The 20,787-nt window shown below is 66.6% G+C and carries 20 protein-coding genes; 18 read left to right on the forward strand and 2 right to left on the reverse strand.

Annotated features, from left to right (window positions below; all coding sequences use genetic code 11):
* Positions 1 to 104: 104 nt before the first annotated feature.
* The 7 genes from R6258_RS11860 to R6258_RS11890 all read left to right on the forward strand — a co-directional run bounded on the left by R6258_RS11860 (position 105) and on the right by R6258_RS11890 (position 7,280).
* A complete protein-coding gene (locus R6258_RS11860) occupies positions 105 to 923 on the forward strand; it encodes a CoA transferase subunit A (RefSeq protein WP_318450502.1) in 819 nt (272 codons plus the stop codon).
* Positions 923 to 1,696, forward strand: a complete 774-nt coding sequence (locus R6258_RS11865; protein WP_318450504.1) for a CoA-transferase subunit beta — start codon at positions 923 to 925, stop codon at positions 1,694 to 1,696. Before R6258_RS11860 ends, R6258_RS11865 begins: the two co-directional genes overlap by 1 nt.
* A 2-nt stretch (positions 1,697 to 1,698) precedes the next feature.
* Complete coding sequence (pcaF, locus tag R6258_RS11870) at positions 1,699 to 2,916, forward strand: 3-oxoadipyl-CoA thiolase (protein WP_318450506.1); 1,218 nt, start codon at positions 1,699 to 1,701, stop codon at positions 2,914 to 2,916.
* A gap of 175 nt (positions 2,917 to 3,091) precedes the next feature.
* Positions 3,092 to 4,273, forward strand: a complete 1,182-nt coding sequence (locus R6258_RS11875) for an alpha/beta fold hydrolase (RefSeq protein WP_318450508.1) — start codon at positions 3,092 to 3,094, stop codon at positions 4,271 to 4,273.
* Positions 4,274 to 4,391: 118 nt separating this feature from the next.
* The gene (locus R6258_RS11880; protein WP_318450510.1) at positions 4,392 to 5,429 is read left to right on the forward strand and encodes a TRAP transporter substrate-binding protein; all 1,038 of its coding nucleotides are present in this window, start codon (positions 4,392 to 4,394) and stop codon (positions 5,427 to 5,429) included.
* Positions 5,430 to 5,458: 29 nt separating this feature from the next.
* Positions 5,459 to 5,986, forward strand: a complete 528-nt coding sequence (locus R6258_RS11885; protein WP_318450512.1) for a TRAP transporter small permease — start codon at positions 5,459 to 5,461, stop codon at positions 5,984 to 5,986.
* Position 5,987: 1 nt separating this feature from the next.
* Entirely contained in the window at positions 5,988 to 7,280 is a 1,293-nt protein-coding gene (locus tag R6258_RS11890; RefSeq protein ID WP_318450515.1) for a TRAP transporter large permease, read from the forward strand.
* Between the two features lie 75 nt (positions 7,281 to 7,355).
* Here the strand turns inward: R6258_RS11890 and R6258_RS11895 are convergent, their stop codons facing one another.
* Positions 7,356 to 8,255 (reverse strand): LysR family transcriptional regulator, encoded by a 900-nt coding sequence (locus R6258_RS11895; protein WP_318450517.1) that lies wholly within the window; start codon positions 8,253 to 8,255, stop codon positions 7,356 to 7,358.
* A gap of 96 nt (positions 8,256 to 8,351) precedes the next feature.
* On the opposite strand from R6258_RS11895, the gene mdlC reads away from it, so the two are divergent.
* From mdlC to R6258_RS11935, 8 genes are all read left to right on the forward strand, one after another.
* Complete coding sequence (mdlC, locus tag R6258_RS11900; RefSeq protein ID WP_318450519.1) at positions 8,352 to 9,938, forward strand: benzoylformate decarboxylase; 1,587 nt, start codon at positions 8,352 to 8,354, stop codon at positions 9,936 to 9,938.
* A 65-nt stretch (positions 9,939 to 10,003) separates the two neighbouring features.
* Positions 10,004 to 11,023: a TRAP transporter substrate-binding protein gene (locus R6258_RS11905; RefSeq protein WP_318450521.1), complete on the forward strand. Its 1,020-nt coding sequence runs from the start codon at positions 10,004 to 10,006 to the stop codon at positions 11,021 to 11,023.
* 52 nt (positions 11,024 to 11,075) lie between these two features.
* Entirely contained in the window at positions 11,076 to 12,527 is a 1,452-nt protein-coding gene (locus tag R6258_RS11910; protein ID WP_318450523.1) for an aldehyde dehydrogenase, read from the forward strand.
* A 108-nt stretch (positions 12,528 to 12,635) separates the two neighbouring features.
* Positions 12,636 to 13,559, forward strand: a complete 924-nt coding sequence (gene pcaQ / locus R6258_RS11915; RefSeq protein WP_318450525.1) for a pca operon transcription factor PcaQ — start codon at positions 12,636 to 12,638, stop codon at positions 13,557 to 13,559.
* Between the two features lie 118 nt (positions 13,560 to 13,677).
* A complete protein-coding gene (fdhA, locus tag R6258_RS11920) occupies positions 13,678 to 14,865 on the forward strand; it encodes a formaldehyde dehydrogenase, glutathione-independent (protein ID WP_318450526.1) in 1,188 nt (395 codons plus the stop codon).
* Between the two features lie 280 nt (positions 14,866 to 15,145).
* Positions 15,146 to 15,898: a protocatechuate 3,4-dioxygenase subunit beta gene (pcaH, locus tag R6258_RS11925; protein WP_318450528.1), complete on the forward strand. Its 753-nt coding sequence runs from the start codon at positions 15,146 to 15,148 to the stop codon at positions 15,896 to 15,898.
* Entirely contained in the window at positions 15,895 to 16,545 is a 651-nt protein-coding gene (gene pcaG, locus R6258_RS11930; protein ID WP_318450530.1) for a protocatechuate 3,4-dioxygenase subunit alpha, read from the forward strand. The genes pcaH and pcaG overlap by 4 nt, the downstream gene beginning before the upstream one ends.
* A gap of 230 nt (positions 16,546 to 16,775) precedes the next feature.
* On the forward strand, positions 16,776 to 17,270 hold the full coding sequence (locus R6258_RS11935; protein WP_318450532.1) for a glutathione peroxidase: 495 nt from the start codon (positions 16,776 to 16,778) through the stop codon (positions 17,268 to 17,270).
* 16 nt (positions 17,271 to 17,286) lie between these two features.
* Here R6258_RS11935 and R6258_RS11940 read toward each other — a convergent pair whose 3' ends face one another.
* Positions 17,287 to 17,697, reverse strand: coding sequence for a hypothetical protein (locus R6258_RS11940; protein WP_318450534.1), 411 nt, complete (start codon positions 17,695 to 17,697; stop codon positions 17,287 to 17,289).
* Between the two features lie 219 nt (positions 17,698 to 17,916).
* Between R6258_RS11940 and fabV the strand changes: the two genes are divergently transcribed.
* From fabV to R6258_RS11955, 3 genes are read left to right on the forward strand one after another with little or no spacing between them, the layout of a single operon-like run.
* Positions 17,917 to 19,122: an enoyl-ACP reductase FabV gene (gene fabV, locus R6258_RS11945; RefSeq protein WP_318450537.1), complete on the forward strand. Its 1,206-nt coding sequence runs from the start codon at positions 17,917 to 17,919 to the stop codon at positions 19,120 to 19,122.
* A 45-nt stretch (positions 19,123 to 19,167) separates the two neighbouring features.
* Entirely contained in the window at positions 19,168 to 19,827 is a 660-nt protein-coding gene (locus R6258_RS11950) for a DUF2959 domain-containing protein (protein WP_318450539.1), read from the forward strand.
* Positions 19,817 to 20,782 carry a GlxA family transcriptional regulator gene (locus tag R6258_RS11955; protein WP_318450541.1) on the forward strand — a complete coding sequence of 322 codons (966 nt, stop codon included), beginning with the start codon at positions 19,817 to 19,819 and terminating at the stop codon, positions 20,780 to 20,782. The genes R6258_RS11950 and R6258_RS11955 overlap by 11 nt, the downstream gene beginning before the upstream one ends.
* The last annotated feature ends 5 nt before the right edge of the window (positions 20,783 to 20,787 follow it).

Below are 20,787 nucleotides of genomic sequence, written 5' to 3' on the forward strand. Positions count from 1 at the left end.
AAGCGGCCCGTTCGCGTTTGACGCATCGCGTCGTTCTGGATTAGCTTGTTCGTATTACAAACCTGTGTTCACTAAGCGAACATTATGCGTTGAGAGGCGACATCATGGCCGAATTCCTCAACCTGCATGACGCGGTGGCGCGCTACGTCGACGACGGCGCCACCGTGGCCATGGAGGGCTTCACCCACCTGATCCCCTTTGCCGCCGGGCACGAGATCATCCGCCAGGGCAAGCGCGACCTGACCCTGATCCGCATGACCCCCGACCTGATCTACGACCAGCTGATCGGCGCCGGCTGCGTCAAGAAGCTGATCTTCTCGTGGGGCGGCAACCCCGGCGTCGGCTCGCTGCACCGGTTGCGCGACGCGGTGGAGAAGGACTACCCGCATCACGTGGAGATCCTCGAACACAGTCACGCGGCGATGGCCTGCGCCTACGAGGCCGGCGCCTCGGGGCTGCCGCTGGCGGTGCTGCGCGGCTATGTGGGTAGCGACCTGCCCAAGGTCAACGATCAGATCAAGTTCATCGAATGTCCGTTCAGTGGCGAGAAGCTCGCCGCGGTGCCGTCGATCCGCCCCGATGTCAGCGTGGTGCATGCGCAGAAGGCCGATCGCAAGGGCAACGTGCTCGTCGAGGGGATCATCGGCGTGCAGAAGGAGGCGGTGCTGGCGGCCAAGCGCAGCATCGTCACCGTCGAGGAGATCGTCGACGAGCTTGGCGCCACGCCCAACGCCTGCGTGATTCCCGGCTGGGCGATCAGCGCCGTGGCGGTGGCCGAGAAGGGCGCCTACCCGTCGTACGCCCATGGCTACTACCCGCGCAACAACCGCTTCTACAAGGAGTGGGACGCCATCGCCCGCGACCGCGACGCCTTCAGCGAATGGCTCGAGAAGAACGTCTTCAATGCGGGAGGAAACGCCTGATGACCACCGAATACACCGCCGCGGAAATGATGACCGTGACCGCCGCCCGCGCGCTGGGTAACGGCAGTACCTGCTTCGTGGGGATCGGCCTGCCTTCTGAGGCGGCCAACCTGGCGCGGCTGACCCACGCGCCCGACGTGGTGCTGATCTACGAGTCCGGCACGCTGCAGACCAAGCCCGAGGTGCTGCCGCTGTCGATCGGCGACGGCGAGCTGTGCGAGACCGCGCTGACCACCGTGTCGGTGCCCGAGATGTTCCGCTACTGGCTGCAGGGCGGCAAGGTCGACGTGGGCTTTCTGGGCACCGCGCAGATCGACCGCTACTGCAATCTCAATACCACCCTGATCGGCGACTACACAGCGCCCAAGGTGCGCCTGCCGGGCGGCGGCGGAGCGCCCGAGATCGCCACCAACGCCGGCGAGATCTTCATCACCCTCAAGCACTCCAAGCGCACCTTCGTCAGCGAGGTGGACTTCGTCACCACGCTGGGCTTCGGCCGTGACGGCAAGGGCCGCGACGGCGTGCCCAACATCGGCAAGGGCCCGACCCGGGTGATCACCGACCTGTGCGTGATGCGCCCCGATCCCGACACCAAGGAACTGGTGGTCGTCTCGCTGCACCCCGGGGTCAGCGCCGAGCAGGTCCAGGAAGCCACCGGCTGGGAGATCCGCTTCGCCGAGACGCTCGAGACCACCGATGCGCCCAGCGAGAATGAGTTGACCGTATTGCGTGAACTCAAGGACAGGACCGATCGCCACCATGCGGGAGAATAAGCATGACTGACGTCTATCTGTGTCATCCGATCCGCTCGGCGGTCGGCAAGTTCGGCGGCGCGCTGGCAAGCGTGCGCCCAGACGATCTCGCCGCGGATATCTTCCGCGTACTGCTGGCACGGGCGCCGGATCTCGACCCGGCGGCCATCGACGATGTGATCATGGGCTGCGCCAACCAGGCCGGCGAGGATAACCGCAGCGTGGCGCGCATGGCGCTGCTGCTCGCGGGGCTGCCGACCAGCGTGCCCGGCACTACCATCAACCGGCTGTGCGGCTCGAGCATGGACGCCATCGGCACCGCGGCGCGCGCCATCCGCGCCGGCGAGGCCGAGCTGATGATCGCCGGCGGCGTCGAGTCGATGTCGCGGGCGCCGTACGTGGTCGGCAAGGCGCCCTCGGCGTTCTCGCGCGGCCAGGTGATGGAGGACACCACCATCGGCTGGCGTTTCATCAACCCGCTATTGAAAGAACAGTACGGGGTCGACTCGATGCCCGAGACGGCCGAGAACGTCGCCGAGCAGTTCAACATCTCCCGCGAGGATCAGGATCAGTTCGCCTACACCTCGCAGCTCAGGACCAAGCAGGCCCAGGACAGCGGCCGGCTGGCGCGCGAGATCGTGCCCATCGAGATTCCCCGGCGCAAGCAGGAGGCGCTGGTCTTCGATACCGACGAGCACCCGCGTGAGACCACCCTCGAGAAGCTCGCCACCCTGCCCACGCCGTTCCGCGCCGCCGGCTCCAGCGTGATGGGCTCGGTCACCGCGGGCAACGCCTCGGGCGTCAACGACGGCGCGGCGGCGATGTTCGTCGCCAGCGAGGCGGCGATGAAGCGCCACAACCTGGTACCGATCGCGCGCATCCACGGCATGGCCACCGCCGGCGTCGAGCCGCGGATCATGGGCATCGGTCCGGTGCCGGCGACCCGCAAGCTGCTCGCGCGGCTGAATATGTCGCTCGACCAGCTCGACCACATCGAGCTAAACGAGGCCTTCGCCTCGCAATCACTGGCCTGCCTGCGCGAGCTGGGCATTGCCGACGACGACCCGCGCGTCAATCCCAACGGCGGGGCGATCGCACTGGGCCATCCGCTGGGCATGTCCGGGGCGCGCATCATCACCGCGGCGGCCCACGAGCTTGCGCTAAGCGACAAGCGCTTCGCGCTGTGCACCATGTGCGTGGGCGTGGGACAGGGGATTGCCACGGTGATCGAGCGGGTCTGACGCAAGAGAAACGAGGGAAGAGCGAAGATGGAAGAAGAAAGGGGAACACCGAAGAGCTCCTCGTCCAGGTGCGCAGCACCGGTCTTCCGTCTTAAAGCGGCGAAGCCGCGTTCTTCGATCTATGTCGAACAAGGCGCCAGGCCTCGCGTCGGCGCTTTGCCGTAGGAGAGTTTGAATGGCATTTCTCGACATCAATGGCCGCAGCGTCGCCTATCGCCTGCTGGGCAGCCAGGCCAACCCGCTGGTGATGCTGGCGCATCCGCTGGGCATGACCCAGGCGGTGTGGGACGACCTGTTGGCCCGGTTGTTGCCGCGCTATCGCGTGCTGACCTGGGACCTGCCGGGGCACGGGGCCAGCGAGGCCTGGCCCGAGCGGGGCGGCGACATCACGCCGGCCGACCTGGCGCTCGAGGCGCTGGCCCTGGCGGATCACGCTGGCGCGGGTCGCTTCCACTTCGTCGGCACCTCGATCGGCGGGGTGATCGGCCAGCAACTGATCGCCGCCCACGCCGAGCGGTTGGCGTCGGCGACCCTGACCAATACCGGGGCGGTGATCGGCAACGCCGAGCTGTGGAACACCCGCGCGCGACGCGTGCGTGACGAGGGCCTGGCGGCGATGGCCGGGGAGATCGTGCCACGCTGGTTCGCGCCGGCACGGGTCGCGGCCGATCCGGCACTCAAGGCCGGCTGGTGCGTGCAGATGGGGCGTGGCGACGATGAGTCCTACGCCCGGCTGTGCGAGATGCTGGGGTGCGACACCTTCACCGGCCGGCTGCACGACAAGACGGTCAGGATCCAGTTGCTCGGCGGCAGCGAGGATCTGGCCACGCCGCCGGCGACGCTCGAGGCGCTGGCCGCGGAGTGCGACGGCGCGCCCCTGGAGATCTTCGACGCCGTCGGCCATGTGCCGTCGGTGGAGGCGCCCGAACGGCTGGCGGCCGTGCTGCTGGCGACCTGGGCCGTGGCGCTGGACGATGTCGGCGAGCGCGGCGTCGACTACGCGACGGGCCTGGAAACCCGCAAGCAGGTGCTCGGCGAGGAGCACGTGGCCCGCGCCTCGGGCAAGGCGACCAGTCTGGACGCGCCCTTCCAGCAGATGATCACGCGCCTGGCCTGGGGCGAGCTGTGGAGCAACGACGACCTGACCCGCCGCGAGCGCAGCATGATCACCACCGGTATTCTCGCCGCGCTGGGTCGCGAGGAGCTACAACTGCATCTCAAGACGGCCCGGCGTATCGGCCTCAGTGAAGCCGAGTTGCGCCAGGTGCTCATGCATGTCGCCATCTATGGTGGCGTGCCGGCCGCCAACCATGCGTTTTCGCTGGCCAAGCAACTGGGCTGGGGCAAGGCGCCCTGAAGGTGCGTCTCGGCAGAAGTTCGTCAATCGAACTAACGTTCGTCTAATAGACGAACCATGGTTTAACCGCAAAGATGAAAGTCGATGGGTTTCATCGCCAAATAACAAGGGATTCCCCATGAACCGTACCTTCACCCGCGCCATGCTGGCCCTGTCCGTTACCGGGCTGGCCGTCGCCGCTACCTCCGCCCAGTCCGCGACAACCTTGCGCTTCTCGCACTTCTGGCCGGAAGTCTCCACCATCAACAAGCAGGTTTTCGCGCAGTGGGCCAAGGCGGTCGAGGAGGACTCCAGCGGTGAGCTGCGTGTTCAGCTCTTTCCTTCGCAGACCCTGAGCCAGGCCGACGAGACCTACAGCGCTACCGTCAACGGCATCGCCGACATCGGTGTCACCGCCCAGGGCTATACGGCCGGGCGCTTCCCGCTGAGCCAGGTCGTCGAGCTGCCCGGGGTTTCCGACTCGGCGCCGCAGGGGGCCTGCGTACTGCAGACACTTTATGACGACGGCCTGATCGATCAGGAATACGACGACTCGCACGTATTGTTTATGTTCACCACCGGGCCGGGCTACCTGCATACCAAGGACACCAACGTCGAGAAGCCTAGCGATCTCGAGGGACTGCGCATGCGGCGTCCCACCGCGGTGGCCGGCGACATCCTCGAGAACATGGGGGCGCAGCCGGTGGGCATGCCCGCTCCGGACATCTACACCTCGCTGCAGCGTGGGGTGATCGACGGACTGAGCATTCCCTGGGAGGGCATCAAGAGCTTCCAACTGGGCGATCAGCTCAACTACCACACCCAGGTACCGTTCTACACGCTGATCTTCGTCGCCACCATGAACCAGTCCGCCTACGAGCGCCTCACTCCCGAGCAGAAGCAGGCGATCGACGAGAACTCCGGCATGAAGTGGGCCGAGAACGCCGGTCAGGTCTTCGCTGCCGAGGACGAAGCGGGCCGCAAGAACGCCGTGGAGAAGGGCGAGACCATCAACGTGATCGACAACCCCTTGGAGAACCCCGACTGGCAGAAGCCGCTCAAGGATGGCATCGAGGGCTACCTGAGCGACCTCGAATCGCGCGGTCTCGACCAGGCGCGTGACGTCTACCAGGCCGCGCTCGACGCCAAGCAGGCCTGCGTCGCGCAATCTTCCTGAACGCAGGATCCTGACCCGAGGAGACAACCATGCAGCAAGGGCTCATTCGCTTCAGTCGTTGGCTGGAGGCCCTGTGCCGGCTGATTGCCGGCATTGCCCTGGCGGGGATGCTGGCGGTCACCGTCGTCGACGTGCTGCTGCGCTACGGCTATCGCCTCAGCGACGGGGCGCTTAACTGGAGCGTGGTGGGCAGCGTCGAACTTGTCAGCTACCTGATGCTGTTCGCCCTGCTGGCGGCGATGGCCGCCAACGTCGAGAAGGGGCAGGTGGTGGTCGAGGCGTTCAGTCATCGCCTCGACAATACCCTCAAGACCCGCCTCAACGGCTTCTACCTGCTCGGCTTCACCGCGCTGGGGCTGGTGGTGGCCCTCGGCCTGTGGGACGCGGCGGTCAGCGCCGGGAAACACGGCGAGGTCACCCAGGACCTGCGCCTGCCGATGGGACCGATCTACGCGACGGCGGCCGGCTTGAGCCTGCTGCTCGGCGTGCGCAGCCTGGTCTTCGCCCTGTTGGGCCTGCTGTTCAACTACCGCGTGGCATCGATCGAGGAGATCTGAGATGGCAAGTGAAACGATCGGCGCGCTGGGCCTGGGCCTGCTGCTGGTGCTGATGATCCTGCGCGTGCCGGTGGCGCTGACCATGCTGATCATCGGCGTGGGCGGCTTCTCGCAGGTGATCGGCTGGGACGCGGCGATCTCGATGGTCAAGTCGGTGCCGGTCGAGGTGCTGACCAACTACAGCTTCAGCGCCGTGCCGATGTTCATCCTGATGGGCGTGCTCGCCGCGCACTCGGGCATGGCCGGCAAGCTGTTCGAGTCCACCCGCGTCATCTGCGGCGGCTGGAAGGGCGGCCTGGCGATCGCCGCGGTGGGCTCGTGCGGGATCTTCTCGGCGATCTCCGGCTCGTCGCTGGCCACCGCCAGCACCATGACCCGGGTCGCGCTGCCCGAGATGGAGCGCTACGGCTACAACCGCGGGCTGGCCACCGGCGCGCTGGCCGCCGGCGGCACGCTGGGCATCATGATTCCGCCGAGTATCGCGCTGCTGATCTACGCCATCCTCACCGAGCAGTCGGTGGGCGACATGTTCATGGCCGGGCTGATCCCCGGGCTGATGGGCCTGCTGTTCTACTCGCTGACGGTGACCGTGATGATGCGCCTCAAGCCGTCGCTGGCGGTACCCGGCCAGCCGACCGGCTGGGCCGAGAAGCTCGCCTCGCTGGCCGGGCTGGTGCCGTTCTTCGCGGTGTTTTTGCTGATCATCCTGGGCATCTACTTCGGCTTGTTCACCCCCACCGAGGGCGCCAGCGTGGGCGCCTTCGCCACCCTGGTCTACGCGCTGGCCAAGGGTATGCGCGGCGCCGGGCTGTGGCAGGCGATCCAGGAGACCCTGGCGCTGTCGACGGTGGTGTTCTTCATGCTGGTGGGCGCCGAGACGCTGGGCTACTTCATCTCGGTGTCGCGGATCTCGTTCTCGATCTCGGATTACCTGTTCAGCCTGCACCTGGCGCCGATCGTCGTGCTGCTGTGCATCCTGGCGATGTACTTCGTGCTCGGCATGTTCATGGACGCCATCGCCATGCTGGTGATCACCGTGCCGGTGGTCTATCCGATCATCCAGGCGGTGGGCATCGACCCGGTGTGGTTCGGGGTGATCACGGTCCTCACCGTGGAGCTCGGCCTGATCACCCCGCCGGTGGGCATGAACGTGTTCGTGATCAAGGCGATGGCCCCGCATGTCGGGCTGGGCGAGATCTTCAAGGGGGTGACACCGTTCATCGTCTCGGACTTCGTGCGTCTGACGCTGCTGATCCTGTTCCCGGTGCTCAGCCTGTACCTGGTCACGGGGTAGCGTCCTGAACGACGCCCGATAAGCGCCGGCAAGGAGAGACGCCGACGGCCTGCCGTCGGCGTCTCTCCTTGCCGGCTATGTGCCGGCAATGGCCGCGACAATGCTCTCGCAGAACCAGTGCTGGGCCGGGGAGCGGGCGGTGTGGGCCTGCCAGTGCAGCGCGACTTCGAAGGGCGGCACCTCGAACGGCAGATCGAGGACCTTGAGCGGGGCCTCGCGGGCGAAGGTACTGGCGATCTGCTCGGGCAGGATGGCCAGCAGATCGCTCTTCTGGAGAATGCGCGGCAGGCTCGAGAAGTGCGATACCTTCAGGCTGACCTTGCGCTGCAGCCCCTGTTCGCGCAGCACGTCCTCGGCCAGGCCGTGCCCGGTCGAGGCGGCGACCACGGCGTGGCGGGCCTGGATGAACTGCTCCAGGCTCAGGGAATCGCCGATCGTGCTGTGGTCGCGGTTGAGCAGGCACACGTAGCGTTCGTCACTGAGCACAACCCGACGCTCGATGCTCGCCGCGGCGATCGGTCGGCTGCAGATGACCGCGTTGACCTTGCCGGTGGCCAGCCAGTCCTCGGCCTTGTCGATCTCCAGAGGGACGACTTCGAGCTCGATCTCGGGCGCCTGGGCATGCAGGTGGGCGAGGATGCGCGGTAGCAGCGCCATTTCGCCGAGATCGGTCAGGGCCAGGCGAAAGCGCCTGCGGGAATGGCGGGGCTCGAACTCCCGGTTGCCCTCCAGCACGCTGTCGATCTGGGCGAGTGAATCGCGCAGCGCGGGATAGAGCTGGATGGCGGTGAAGGTGGGCTCCATGCCGTCGCGGGAGCGCACGAACAGCCGATCGCCGAACAGCTCGCGCAGACGCGCCAGGGCGTAGCTCACCGAGGGCTGGGTGACGTGCAGACGCTCCGCGGCCAGCGTCACGCTGCGCGCAGCGTAGAGCGTGACGAAGACCCTCACCAGGTTGAGATCGACGGTCGCCATAGAATAAATACTATCTATTTACGGTAGAAAATCTATTGATTTGATCGATTCTAGCAGGGTGAGTAGCTTGAAATCACAATGATTTCGGAGCCTGTCATGCCCACCGTGCATTCCGTCACCTATCAGCTCCTGCGCCGCCAGGGCCTGAGCGTCGTCTTCGGCAATCCTGGTTCCAACGAGCTGCCGTTCCTCAAGGATTTTCCCGAGGACTTTCGCTACATCCTCGGCCTGCATGAAGGCGTGGTGGTCGGCATGGCCGACGGCTACGCCCTGGCCAGCGGCCGGCCGGTACTGGTCAACCTGCATGCCGCGGCGGGCACCGGCAACGCCATGGGCGCGCTGACCAACGCCTGGTACTCGCACTCGCCACTGGTGCTCACCGCCGGCCAGCAGGCGCGCTCGATGGTCGGGGTCGAGTCGATGCTGGCCAATGTCGATGCGCCCTCGCTGCCGCGACCATTGGTCAAGTGGAGCTACGAGCCGGCTTGTCCCGAGGACGTGCCGCGTGCGCTCAGCCAGGCGATCCACATGGCCAACCTGCCTGCCAAGGGGCCGGTCTACGTGTCGGTTCCGCATGACGACTGGGCACGCGAGGTCGCCGAGGATGCCGCGCTGGTCACCCGGCGCGACGTGGAGCATGCCGGCACGCCTTCGGAGACCCAACTGGCCGGTCTGGCCGAGCGCCTCAATCGGGCGCGCAACCCGGTCGTGGTGCTGGGCCCCGAGGTCGACGCGGAACATGCCAACGGCTTGGCCGTGAAACTGGCCGAGCGCCTGCGCATGCCGGCCTGGGTGGCGCCGTCCGCCTCGCGCTGCCCGTTCCCGACCCGTCATGCCTGCTTCCGTGGCGTGCTGCCGGCGGCCATCTCGGGAATTTCCGACAAGCTGGAAGGCCACGACCTGATCCTGGTCGTCGGTGCGCCGGTGTTCCGCTATCACCAGTACGCACCGGGCCGCTACCTGCCCGAGGGGGCCGAGCTGATCCATTTGACCAGCGACGCACAGGAAGCCGCGCGGGCGCCGATGGGCGATGCCCTGGTCGGTGGGTTGCTCGCCACGCTGGAAAAGCTGCTGCCGGCCCTCACGCAGAGCGAGCGGACCATGCCCGAACCGTTGCCGCTGCCGCGGCCGGTGTCGGACGAGCCCGGCCGCCTGGCCCCCGAGAGCGTGTTCGACGCGCTGGACGAACTGGCCCCGGCGGATGCGATCTTCGTCAAGGAGTCGACCTCGACGGTCACCGCCTTCTGGCAGCGCGTGGAGATGCGCCATCCCGACAGCTACTTCTTCCCGGCGGCCGGCGGGCTGGGCTTCGGCCTGCCGGCGGCGGTGGGGGCCCAACTCGCGCGGCCCGAGCGTCGGGTCATCGCGGTGATCGGCGACGGATCGGCCAATTACGCCATCGGCGCCCTGTGGAGCGCGGCCCAGTACGACGTGCCGGTGGTGTTCATCATCCTCAAAAACGACACCTACGGCGCGCTGCGCTGGTTCTCGCGCATGCTGGATGCCGAGGATGCGCCGGGCCTCGACGTGCCGGGGCTGGATTTCTGCGCCCTGGCCCGCGGCTACGGTGTCGAGGCGGTGTGCACCGATACCCGCGAGGCCTTCCAAGACGCCCTGCGCCGGGCGCTGGACGCCTCGAAACCGATGCTGATCGAGGTGCCGACCACCACTATCGAACCCTGACGGCCTGGCGCCCGGAGCGTCGGTCAGGATCGCGGGACGCCAACAATGACAAGAGAGGACAACGCATGAAACACGCCATCTCACGCCTGCTGCTCGTCGCCTCCACGCTGGGGCTGTGCGCCTCGGCCGGGGCGGAAACCACCCTGCGCCTGGCGCATTTCTGGCCGGCCGGCTCGGCGGTCAACCAGGATATCTACCAAGCCTGGGCACGGCAGGTCGAACGGCAATCCAGCGGCCAGCTGAATGTCGAAATCTACCCCTCGCAGACCCTGGCCAAGGCCGACCAGGCCTACGACGCGGCGGTCAACGGCATCGCCGACATCGCCGTCACCCTGCAGGGCTATACCGCCGGGCGCTTCCCGCTCACCGAGATCGTCCAACTGCCCGGCGTCGTCAACAGCGCCTCGCAGGGCGCCTGTATCCTGCAGACCCTCTACGATCAGGGCGATATCGCCGGCGAGTACGAAGACAGCCACGTACTGTTTTTGTTCACCACCGGACCGGCCTATCTGCACACCCGCGATACCGAGATCAAGACGCCCGCCGACCTTCAGGGCCTGCGCATCCGTCGCCCCAGCGAAGTCGCCGGTGAAATGCTCGCCAGCATGGGCGCCCAGCCCCTGGGCATGCCGGCGCCGGACATCTATACCTCCCTGCAGCGCGGGGTGATGGATGGCCTGAGCTTTCCCTGGGAGGCGATGAAGGTGTTTCGCATCAATGAATTGACCCACTATCACCTGCAGGTGCCGTACTACGCCGGGGCCATCATGGCGACGATGAGCCAGGACGCCTATGACCGCCTCTCGCCGGAAATGCAGGCGGTGATCGACGACAACAGCGGCATGCCGTGGTCGCTCAAGGCGGGTCAGGTATTCGATAAGCTCGACAAGGCCGGGCGCGAGGAAGCCGTGGCCCAGGGCGACACCATCCATGTGGTGGAGGATCCGCTCAACGACCCCGCCTGGGCCGCACCGCTCAAGCAGGGGACCGAGAACTATCTGCAGAGTCTTGAGGGGCGCGGTCTCGACAATGCCGAGGCGGTCTACGAAAAAGCCTTGGCCCTGCGCGAGCGGTGCGAGGCCTGAGCATTGCGTCAGGATGCTAACGACACCCGGACAAAGGTTTGAGGAACACACCATGAATACCTTGGAACTGCTGATCGGCGGCGAACGTCATGCCGCCCAGGACGACAGGACCTTCGAACGCGCCAATCCGCTGAGCGGCGAGACCGTCACCCGGGCGGCGGCGGCCTCGGTCGAGGACGCCCGGGCCGCGGCGAATGCCGCCGGGGAGGCCTTCAAGGCCTGGTCGCAGACCGGCCCCGGCGAGCGCCGCGCCAAGTTGCTCAAGGCCGCCGAGCTGATGGAGGCGCGCCAGGACGCGTTCATCGAACGCATGGTCGGCGAGACCGGCGCCACGCCGGCCTGGGCCGGCTTCAACGTGATGGTGGCCGCCGGCATGCTGCGCGAGGCGGCGGGCCTGACTACCCAGGTGGGCGGCGAGGTGATTCCCTCCGACGTACCCGGCAGCCTGGCGATGGGCGTGCGCGTGCCGTGCGGCGCGGTGCTGGGCATCGCGCCGTGGAACGCGCCGATCATTCTCGGCACGCGCGCGGTGGCCACGCCGCTGGCCTGTGGCAACACGGTGATCCTCAAGGCCTCGGAGCAGTGTCCGGCGACCCACCAGTTGATCGGCGAGATCCTGATCGAGGCGGGATTCGGCGAGGGCGTGGTCAACGTGATCAGCAACGCCCCCGAGCAGGCCGCCGAGGTGGTCTCGGCGCTGATCGAGCACCCCGCGGTGGCGCGCATCAATTTCACCGGCTCGACCGGCGTCGGCCGGCTCATCGCCGAGCAGGCGGCCCGCCAGCTCAAGCCGGCGCTGCTCGAGCTGGGCGGCAAGGCGCCGTTCGTGGTGCTCGACGATGCCGACCTGGATGCCGCGGTGGAGGCGGCCGCCTTCGGTGCGTTCTTCAACCAGGGCCAGATCTGCATGTCCACCGAAAGGCTGGTGGTCGATGCCTCGATCGCCGACGACTTCGCCGACAAGCTGGCCAGGAAGGCCGCCAGCCTGAAGGCCGGCGATCCTCGCGACGCGGCCAATGCGCTGGGCACGCTGATCAATCGCGAGTCGGGTGACAAGCTCAACGGCCTGATCGACGATGCCGTCGAGAAAGGCGCGCGGCTGGCCGCGGGCGGCAAGGCCGAGGGCGTGATCATGCAGCCGACGCTGCTCGATGGCGTGACCCCGCAGATGCGTCTGTACCGCGAGGAGTCGTTCGGTCCGCTGGTGGCGATGATCCGCGTCGACGGCGAGGAGGAGGCGCTCCGGGTGGCCAACGACAGCGAGTACGGCCTGTCGGCGGCGGTGTTCAGCCGCGACACGGCGCGTGCCATGCGCGTCGCCCAACGCATCGAGTCGGGCATCTGTCACGTCAACGCGCCGACCGTGCACGATGAGCCGCAGATGCCGTTCGGCGGGGTCAAGTCGAGCGGTTACGGGCGTTTCGGCGGCAAGGCCGGTATCGAGGCGTTCACCGAGCTGCGCTGGATGACCATGCAGCTCGGTCCTCGCCAGTATCCCATCTGAACCGCTCGGGGCCGGCCCGAACGCGTCGTCCCGGGCCTCGAAGGCTGACCCGGTTGTGCCGCTGGGTTACATTCGAGGCTTCGTATAGCCAAGGGACCCTTGCGCGTCATGCTCAACCCGCGAATAAAGCTGCGCCACCTGCAGGCCTTTCTGGAAGTCGCCCGCCAGCGCAGTTTCGCGCGGGCGGCCGATACCCTGGCCATCACCCAGCCGGCCATGTCCAAGACCATCCGCGAGCTGGAAGACGCGGTTGCCGCTGCGCTGTTCGAGCGCGGGCCGCGTGGCGTGACGCTCACGCCCTCGGGTATGGCGCTGCTGCGTCACGCCGGGCCGGCGATCAACCTGCTGCAGGAGGGATTGGCCGCCGTGCGTCAGCCGGCGAGCGGCGAGGCGGCGGTTCGGGTCGGCGCGCTATCGACGGTGGAGGAGGGCTTGCTGCCGCGAGCGGCCCAGGCACTGCATGCGCTGTTTCCCGAGATCCGCCTGCAGGTGCATACCGGACCCAGCGCCTATCTGCTCTCGCAACTCGGACTGGGCGAGCTGGATCTGGTCGTGGGGCGCATGAGCGAGGCGCGTGAAAGTCGTGGCTTCAGCTTCGAGCATCTCTACCACGAGCCGCTGGTGCTAGTGGTCCGCAGCGGGCACTCGCTGGTCAATCTGCCGCGCACGCGGCTGAGTGCCGAAATGCTGGGCGAGCATCCCTGGGTGGTGCCGCCGGCGCCGACCACGCTCCGGGAACAGGTCGAGCGCTTCTGGGTCGAGCAGGGCTGTCCGCCGCCGCCCATCGCGCTGGAGACCCTATCCCTGGGCCTGAGTCGCCGTTACGTGCAGCGCAGCGAGGCGCTGTGGGTCGCTCCGCTGGATGCCGTGCGCAGCGAGCTGGCCGAAGGCAGCCTGGTCCGCCTACCCGTCGACATCGAGGCACACGGTGGCTCGGTGGGGCTGTGTATCAATGCGACCCGTGCGTTGTCACCGGCGACGGAACGCTTGATCGAGCAAATGCGTAACCTATCCTGCAAGCGCGATCCGTAAACGAGTGGAACAGGCCAGACGGGTTAGGCCCAGGCACAGTTCAAGCGTTATCGGAGGTGCAGATCAGACATGCCGACACCGGCCGAGGTTTCGGCTCATTTGCAGCGAGAGGTGGAAGATGGCTAACAACCGTGGTGTCGTCTATGTGGGATCCGGCACGGTAGAAGTGCAGGATATTGCCTACCCGAAGATGCAGACCCCCAATGGCAAGGCCATTGAGCATGGGGTGATTCTCAAGGTCGTTTCCACCAATATCTGTGGCTCCGATCAGCATATGGTCCGTGGCCGCACGACCGCTCCTGCGGGGATGGTGCTGGGCCATGAGATCACCGGCGAAGTCATCGAAAAGGGCAAGGATGTCGAATTCCTGGATATCGGTGACCTGGTCTCGGTGCCGTTCAACGTCGCTTGCGGGCGCTGCCGCACCTGCAAGGAGGGGCACACCGGGGTATGTCTGCACGTCAACGACGAGCGTGCGGGTGGGGCCTATGGCTATGTCGACATGGGTGGCTGGGTCGGCGGTCAGGCGCACTATGTCATGGTGCCGTATGCCGACTTCAACCTGCTCAAGTTCCCGGACCGCGACCAGGCGATGGACAAGATCCGCGACCTGACGATGTTGAGCGATATCCTGCCGACCGGTTTCCATGGCGCATTGAACGCCAAGGTCGGCGCCGGCTCGACGGTTTATGTGGCCGGTGCCGGTCCGGTCGGGCTTGCCGCTGCGGCGTCGGCACGCTTGCTGGGAGCGGCGGTCGTGATGATCGGGGATTTCAACCAGCAACGCCTGGAGCATGCCCGCAAGATGGGCTTCGAACCCATCGACCTGAGCCGGCATGACCGCCTGGGCGAGATGATCGCTGCGGTCGTCGGCGAGCCGCAGGTCGATAGCGCCATCGACGCTGTGGGGTTCGAGGCCGTGGGGCACGGCGGCAAGGAACAGCCGGCGGTAGTGCTCAACCAAATGATGGAAGTCACCCGCGAGGCGGGGTCGATCGGGATCCCCGGGCTGTATGTCACCGAGGACCCCGGTGCTGCCGAGCAGGCGGCCCAGAGCGGCAACCTCAGCTTGCGCTTCGGCCTGGGCTGGGCCAAGGCGCATTCCTTCCATACCGGGCAGACCCCGGTGGTGCAGTACAATCGCCAACTGATGCAGGCGATTCTGCACGGCCGTCTCAATATCGCCGAGATCGTCAATGCCCAGGTCATCTCGCTGGAAGACGCGCCGCAAGGCTATCAGCAGTTCGACTCCGGGGTAGCCAGCAAGTTCGTGCTGGATCCGCATGGCCTACTGGGCGCGGCCTGATTCGAATGACGCCGATGGTGCGGCGGAGGTAAGTAGCGACGCGGGCCTGAGTCTCTTTATTGCAAAGGGCTCAGGCCTTCCAGGTTCTGTATGAGCCGGTCGGTGGTTGTCGCGGATGTGGTTTCGTTGCTGCGCTCTTGTGCTTGCCCACCAGGCATAACCTGAGGGTTATGCCTGGTGGGCAAGATTTCAATTCCCCACCGCGCGCGGGGAACTGAAACTGGTTGGCCGTCGCCCTTCGGGCCGAGCCTCATCAAGACGCCAGCCATCGAGGACCGTCATGAAAAAACCAGACAACAGGCGCTTCATCCCGCGCGAGCGCAATTGGCATCCGCCGGCCTACGCGCCTGGCTACAAGACCACCGTGGCCCGCTCGCCGCGCCAGTCGCCGGTGAGCATGCAGCATCCTACGCGCTCCGAGCTCACCGGGCCCAACTTCGCCTCGCTGCGGCTGGGCCCGCACGACAACGATCTGCTGCTTAACTATCGCGAAGACCCCGCGCTCGCTGGGCAGGCCGGTCTGCCGATCGGCGAGCGGATCGTCATGTTCGGCCGCGTGGTCGACCAGCTCGGCAAGCCGGTGCCCGATACCCTGGTCGAGATGTGGCAGGCCAACGCCGGTGGGCGCTACCGGCACAAGAAGGATGCCTACCTGGCGCCGCTCGATCCCAACTTCGGCGGAGTGGGGCGCTGCATCACCGACGCGCAGGGCTGGTATCACTTCCGCACCGTCCGACCCGGTCCCTACCCCTGGCCCAATGACGTCAACTCCTGGCGCCCGGCGCACATCCACGTGTCGGTGATGGGCCCGGCGATCTCCACCCGGCTGGTGACCCAGATGTACTTCGAGGGCGATCCGCTGATTCCGCTGTGCCCGATCGTCAATACGCTCAACGATCCCGACGCGGTCGAGACCCTCATCGGACGGCTCGACATGGCGCGCAGCCGGTCGATGGATTATCTCGCCTACCGCTTCGACATCGTCACGCGCGGCGAACTGCAGACCTACTTCGAACCCGGGGTGACGCTATGAACCAACAACCGATCCGGAGCCAGCAACCGACTCATGGCGGCTGCGTGCTGTATCGCGAGACGCCGTCGCAGACCGCCGGCCCCTACGTGCACATCGGCCTGGCGCTGGACGTCGCCGGGATACCGCTGCGCGACGAGGAGATCTGGAGCCGCCTGGCCACGCCCGAGGCGGACGGCGAACTGATCGAGGTGGTCGGCACGGTGATCGACGGCAACGGCGACCTGGTGCGCGATGCGTTCCTCGAGGCCTGGCAGGCCGATGCCCACGGCGAGTTCCAGCCCGACTACGACCTGGCGAAGCCGTTCAACAGCTTCGGACGCACCGCCACCACCGCCGAAGCCGGCAGCGAATGGTCGTTCACCACCGTCAAGCCCGGACGGGTGCCGGGAGCCAACGGCCAGCCGATGGCGCCGCATATCAACCTGGCGATATTCGCCCGCGGCATCAACGTGCACCTGCAGACGCGGCTGTATTTCGACGACGAAGGCGAGGCCAACGCCGTATGCCCGGTGCTAGGCGCCATCGAATCGCCGGCGCGCCGCCAGACGCTGATCGCGCGGCGTGAAGAGGGCGACAACGGCACACCCCGCTATCGTCTCGACATCCGCCTGCAGGGCGACGGTGAAACGGTATTCTTCGAATTCTGAACCGAGTCCCTGTCGCCTGGAGAACCCCGCCATCCGCAGATGGCGGGGTTCTTCGTTAGCGCTCGGCGCCGGGCCCGGCGCTTGCACGAATGATTCGCTCGCGTACTACAATCACGGAAGGTTGCATCCCGGCCGCTATCCTCTGGGAGCGTGGTTCGGCATGTCCGGTGCTGGCGCGTTGCTGGCTGGCGTGTCATCTTTCGTGGTTCAGCGAAGCGAATAGATGGGTTATGCAGATCTACAATCAAGATTGCCGGACCTCAAGCGGCGAGCCGTTCAATCTGCGCGCCCTGCGTGGCCAGGTGCTGCTGGTGGTCAATGTCGCCAGCCGCTGTACCTACACGCCACAGCTCGCCGAGCTCGAACGGCTCTATCGGCGCTATCGCTATCAGGGCTTCACCGTGCTGGCGTTTCCCTGCAACCAGTTCGCCCACCAGAGTCCCGAATCGGCGCGCGCCTTCGGGGCTTTCTGCGAGCGTGAATACGACGTGACCTTTCCGGTCATGGAGAAGGTTCGCGTCAATGGCCGTTACGCGCATCCGTTGTTCGTGCTGCTGCGTCGCCAGGCTCCGGGGATGCTGGGCAGCACCCCGATCAAGTGGAATTTCACCAAGTTCCTGGTCGGCCGCGACGGCCAGGTGATTCGCCGCTTCTCGCCGCGTACCGACCGACTGCGTATCGTGCCGGAACTCGAAAGAGCCCTGCAGATTCCCTTCTCGGCCTAGCCGCCGTTATGCCCGCTCAATGCGGCGGCTGCTGGCCGCGGGCGACCATCAGGCGCGTCATCAGGGTATTCCAGCGTGCCCGGGTGAGCATCGTCGTCAGCCCCGAGAACAGCGCCCAGAAGCCCTTGCGCCAGCCATGCAGCCGTCGGTTATGACCGACCAGCTGGCGCAACAGACGATTCTCGTCGAAGTCGCGCCAGCTGTCGGTGACCGACATCTGCTGGCGCGCCAGCACCGGCGCGAGCTCCAGACGGAAGATCCACTCCAGTTGCTCGAGACTCAGGTCGTGGCGTTCGATCACTTCGATCATGCGCGCATAGTCGGTTTCGCGGGGCTCGCTTTCCCGCCATAGCGTCGCCAGGGCGAGCCACAGTTCGCCACGCTCGTCGACCAGGGTCTGGGGATCCTTCATTTGTGGATCCTTCATGGCAAGGGCCTCCTCGGTGACGATAGAGTGTGCAGGGTAGGCGCCGTCCACGCGCGGCGCGCGGCTTGGAGCGCTCATCGAGCGTCCACGGCGCAGGGCGGACAGTGCGGCGGCAAACCGCTAGAATAGCCGCATCGGCCGGCCCCGGTGAACCGGGCCTGGCAAGGAACGCTCCGTTTCTTTTCAAAGCAAGATTCACAATGTAAGTCGAGGTCTGACGTGATCATCAAACCCAAGGTACGCGGTTTCATCTGCACCACCACTCATCCCACCGGCTGCGCGATGAACGTGCTCGAGCAGATCCAGGCGACGCGCACTGCGCTCGGCGAACGCAAGAGCGACGCGGGGCCGAAGAAGGTGCTGGTGATCGGCGCCTCGAGCGGTTATGGCCTGGCGGCGCGGATCACCGCGGCGTTCGGTTACGGCGCCAGCACCCTGGGGGTGTTCTTCGAAAAGCCCGGCAGCGAGAAGAAGCCGGGCACCGCGGGCTGGTACAACTCGGCCGCCTTCGACCGTTTCGCCAAGGAGGAAGGGCTCTACAGCAAGGCGATCAATGGCGACGCCTTCGCCCACGAGACCCGTGAAAAGGCGATCGAGATGATCAAGCAGGATCTTGGCGAGATCGACCTGGTGGTCTACTCGCTGGCCTCGCCGGTGCGCAAGCTGCCCGACAGTGGCGAACTCAAGCGCTCCGCGCTCAAGCCGATCGGCGAGACCTACCGCGCCACCGCCATCGACACCAACAAGGACGCCATCATCGAGGCCGAGGTCGAGCCGGCCAGCGAGCAGGAGATCGAAGACACCATCCAGGTGATGGGTGGCGAGGACTGGGAGCTGTGGATCGACGCGCTCGACAAGGCCGGGGTGCTCGCCAAGGGCGCCAAGTCGGTGGCCTTCAGCTACATCGGCACCGAGATCACCTGGCCGATCTACTGGCACGGTGCGCTGGGCAAGGCCAAGGAGGATCTCGACCGCGCCGCCGGGGCGATCGACAAGCGCCTCGCCGAGAGCGGTGGCGGGGCCAATGTCGCGGTACTCAAGTCGGTGGTCACCCAGGCCAGCGCGGCGATCCCGGTGATGCCGCTGTACATCGCCATGGTCTACAAGGTGATGAAGGAGCAGGGCCTGCACGAAGGCACCATCGATCAGTTGAACCGGCTGTTCCGCGATCGTCTCTACGGCGATACCGCCCCCGAGACCGACGACGCCGGCCGCCTGCGCCTCGACGACTGGGAATTGCGCGACGACGTCCAGCAGGCCTGCAAGGAGCTGTGGCCGAAGGTGACCAGCGACAACCTGTTCGAGATCACCGACTACGCCGGCTACAAGCATGACTTCCTCAAGCTGTTCGGCTTCGAGCGCGACGACGTCGACTACGACGCCGAGGTCGAGCCGGTCGCCGACTACGACGTCGTGCAGCTGTAAGGCGAGGTCATGATTCGGCGAATGCGATATGGGGCGGGACGCCGGGTGCTGAGAACGTTGCTGGCGGCGCTGCTGCTGGGCGTGCTGATCGGCGCGGCCGGCTGTCAGAGCGTCTACTATGGCACCCTGGAAGAGATCGGCATCCACAAGCGCGATGTGCTGGTCGATCGCGTCGAGGATGGCCGCGACGCCCAGCAGGATGCGCAGGCGCAGTTCGACTCGGCGCTCGAGCAGTTCCGCGCGGTGGTAGAGGTGCCCGACAGCGAATTGTCGCGGTCCTACGAGCGTCTGAAAAGCGAGTACGAGCAGAGCGAGAACGCCGCCGAGCGCCTCGAGATGCGCATCGCGGCGATCGAGGATGTCGCCGAGGCGCTGTTCGACGAGTGGCAGGATGAACTCTCGCTCTACGAGAGCGACGAATACCGGCGGCTCTCCGAGCGACAGCTCGAGGCGACCCGCGAGCGCTACGCGGCGCTGCGCGAGGCGATGCACGAAGCCGCCGAGAGCATGCAGCCGGTGCTCTCGGCGATGCGCGACAACATGCTGTTCCTCAAGCACAACCTCAACGCCCGGGCGATCGGCGCGCTGCGCGGCGAGGTCGACGGCATGGAGCGCGACGTCGCCGCGCTGCGCCAACGCATGCAGGCCGCCATCGCGCGTTCGAACGCCTTCATCGCCGAGCTCGATCGCCACGATGCCCCATGAGAGCAACCCGTCGGGTGTCTCCCGGCAGGTCGGCTTCGTGCTGCTGCCGGGGTTCTCGCTGCTCGCCCAAGCGTGTGCCCTGGAGCCGCTGCATGTCGCCAATCTGCTGGCCGGCGAGCGACTCTATACGCCGTTGACCTTCGGTCTCGACGAGCGGGCCGTGAAAAGCGCCGCCGAACTGGCGCTGACGCCGCACAGCGTGGCCGGCGACGATGCCGGCGAGCTCGACATGCTGTTCGTCTGCGCGCCGGTGGCGGTCAACGCCGCCCACGATGCGCTGCTGGCGTGGCTGTCGCGGCTGGCCGGGCGCGGCGTGGCGCTGGGCGGTATCGCCGGGGGCACCGAGGTGCTGGCTCGTGCCGGCGTGCTCGACGGCTATCGCGCCACGCTGCCCTGGCAGAGTGCCGAGTCGTTCGTTCAGGCGCATCCGGCGGTGCGCGTCAGCCAGCAGCTGTTCGAGATCGATCGCGATCGGCTGACCTGCGGCGGCGGCACCGCGGCGATGGACATGATGATGACGCTGATCGCCCAGCATCATGGCCAGGCGCTCGCCGAGCGGATATCCGAGCACTTCGTCTGCGAACGTATCCGCATGGGCGACGAGCCGCAGCACGTACCGTTGCGCTCGCGCCTCGGCCACGCCCCGCAGAGCCTGATCGACGCCGTCACGCTGATGGAGTCCAACATCGAGGAGCCGTTGACCACCCACGAGCTGTCCACCCACCTGGGCATCTCGCGACGTCAGCTCGAGCGGCTGTTCAAGAAGTACCTGCAGGCGGTGCCCAGCCGCTACTATCTCGACCTGCGCCTGCAGCAGGCCCGCAAGCTGCTGCGCGAAACCGACCAGGCGGTCGGCGACATCGCCCTGCAGACCGGCTTCTCCTCCGGCGCGCATTTCTCCACCGCCTATCGCAACCACTTCGGCATGACCCCGCGCGAGGAGCGCCTGGGCTAGTTCTT

It is taken from the genome of Halomonas sp. HP20-15 (genome assembly GCF_033446685.1).
Classification (GTDB): Bacteria; Pseudomonadota; Gammaproteobacteria; order Pseudomonadales; family Halomonadaceae; genus Modicisalibacter.

Excerpts from the sequence above, each read along its gene's own strand:
- R6258_RS11860 (WP_318450502.1), top strand. The coding sequence starts at position 105 with ATGGCCGAATTCCTCAACCTGCATGACGCGGTGGCGCGCTACGTCGAC.
- R6258_RS11865 (WP_318450504.1), top strand. The coding sequence starts at position 923 with ATGACCACCGAATACACCGCCGCGGAAATGATGACCGTGACCGCCGCC.
- pcaF (WP_318450506.1), top strand. The coding sequence starts at position 1,699 with ATGACTGACGTCTATCTGTGTCATCCGATCCGCTCGGCGGTCGGCAAG.
- R6258_RS11875 (WP_318450508.1), top strand. The coding sequence starts at position 3,092 with ATGGCATTTCTCGACATCAATGGCCGCAGCGTCGCCTATCGCCTGCTG.
- R6258_RS11880 (WP_318450510.1), top strand. The coding sequence starts at position 4,392 with ATGAACCGTACCTTCACCCGCGCCATGCTGGCCCTGTCCGTTACCGGG.
- R6258_RS11885 (WP_318450512.1), top strand. The coding sequence starts at position 5,459 with ATGCAGCAAGGGCTCATTCGCTTCAGTCGTTGGCTGGAGGCCCTGTGC.
- R6258_RS11890 (WP_318450515.1), top strand. The coding sequence starts at position 5,988 with ATGGCAAGTGAAACGATCGGCGCGCTGGGCCTGGGCCTGCTGCTGGTG.
- R6258_RS11895 (WP_318450517.1), bottom strand. The coding sequence starts at position 8,255 with ATGGCGACCGTCGATCTCAACCTGGTGAGGGTCTTCGTCACGCTCTAC.
- mdlC (WP_318450519.1), top strand. The coding sequence starts at position 8,352 with ATGCCCACCGTGCATTCCGTCACCTATCAGCTCCTGCGCCGCCAGGGC.
- R6258_RS11905 (WP_318450521.1), top strand. The coding sequence starts at position 10,004 with ATGAAACACGCCATCTCACGCCTGCTGCTCGTCGCCTCCACGCTGGGG.
- R6258_RS11910 (WP_318450523.1), top strand. The coding sequence starts at position 11,076 with ATGAATACCTTGGAACTGCTGATCGGCGGCGAACGTCATGCCGCCCAG.
- pcaQ (WP_318450525.1), top strand. The coding sequence starts at position 12,636 with ATGCTCAACCCGCGAATAAAGCTGCGCCACCTGCAGGCCTTTCTGGAA.
- fdhA (WP_318450526.1), top strand. The coding sequence starts at position 13,678 with ATGGCTAACAACCGTGGTGTCGTCTATGTGGGATCCGGCACGGTAGAA.
- pcaH (WP_318450528.1), top strand. The coding sequence starts at position 15,146 with ATGAAAAAACCAGACAACAGGCGCTTCATCCCGCGCGAGCGCAATTGG.
- pcaG (WP_318450530.1), top strand. The coding sequence starts at position 15,895 with ATGAACCAACAACCGATCCGGAGCCAGCAACCGACTCATGGCGGCTGC.
- R6258_RS11935 (WP_318450532.1), top strand. The coding sequence starts at position 16,776 with ATGCAGATCTACAATCAAGATTGCCGGACCTCAAGCGGCGAGCCGTTC.
- R6258_RS11940 (WP_318450534.1), bottom strand. The coding sequence starts at position 17,697 with ATGAAGGATCCACAAATGAAGGATCCCCAGACCCTGGTCGACGAGCGT.
- R6258_RS11955 (WP_318450541.1), top strand. The coding sequence starts at position 19,817 with ATGCCCCATGAGAGCAACCCGTCGGGTGTCTCCCGGCAGGTCGGCTTC.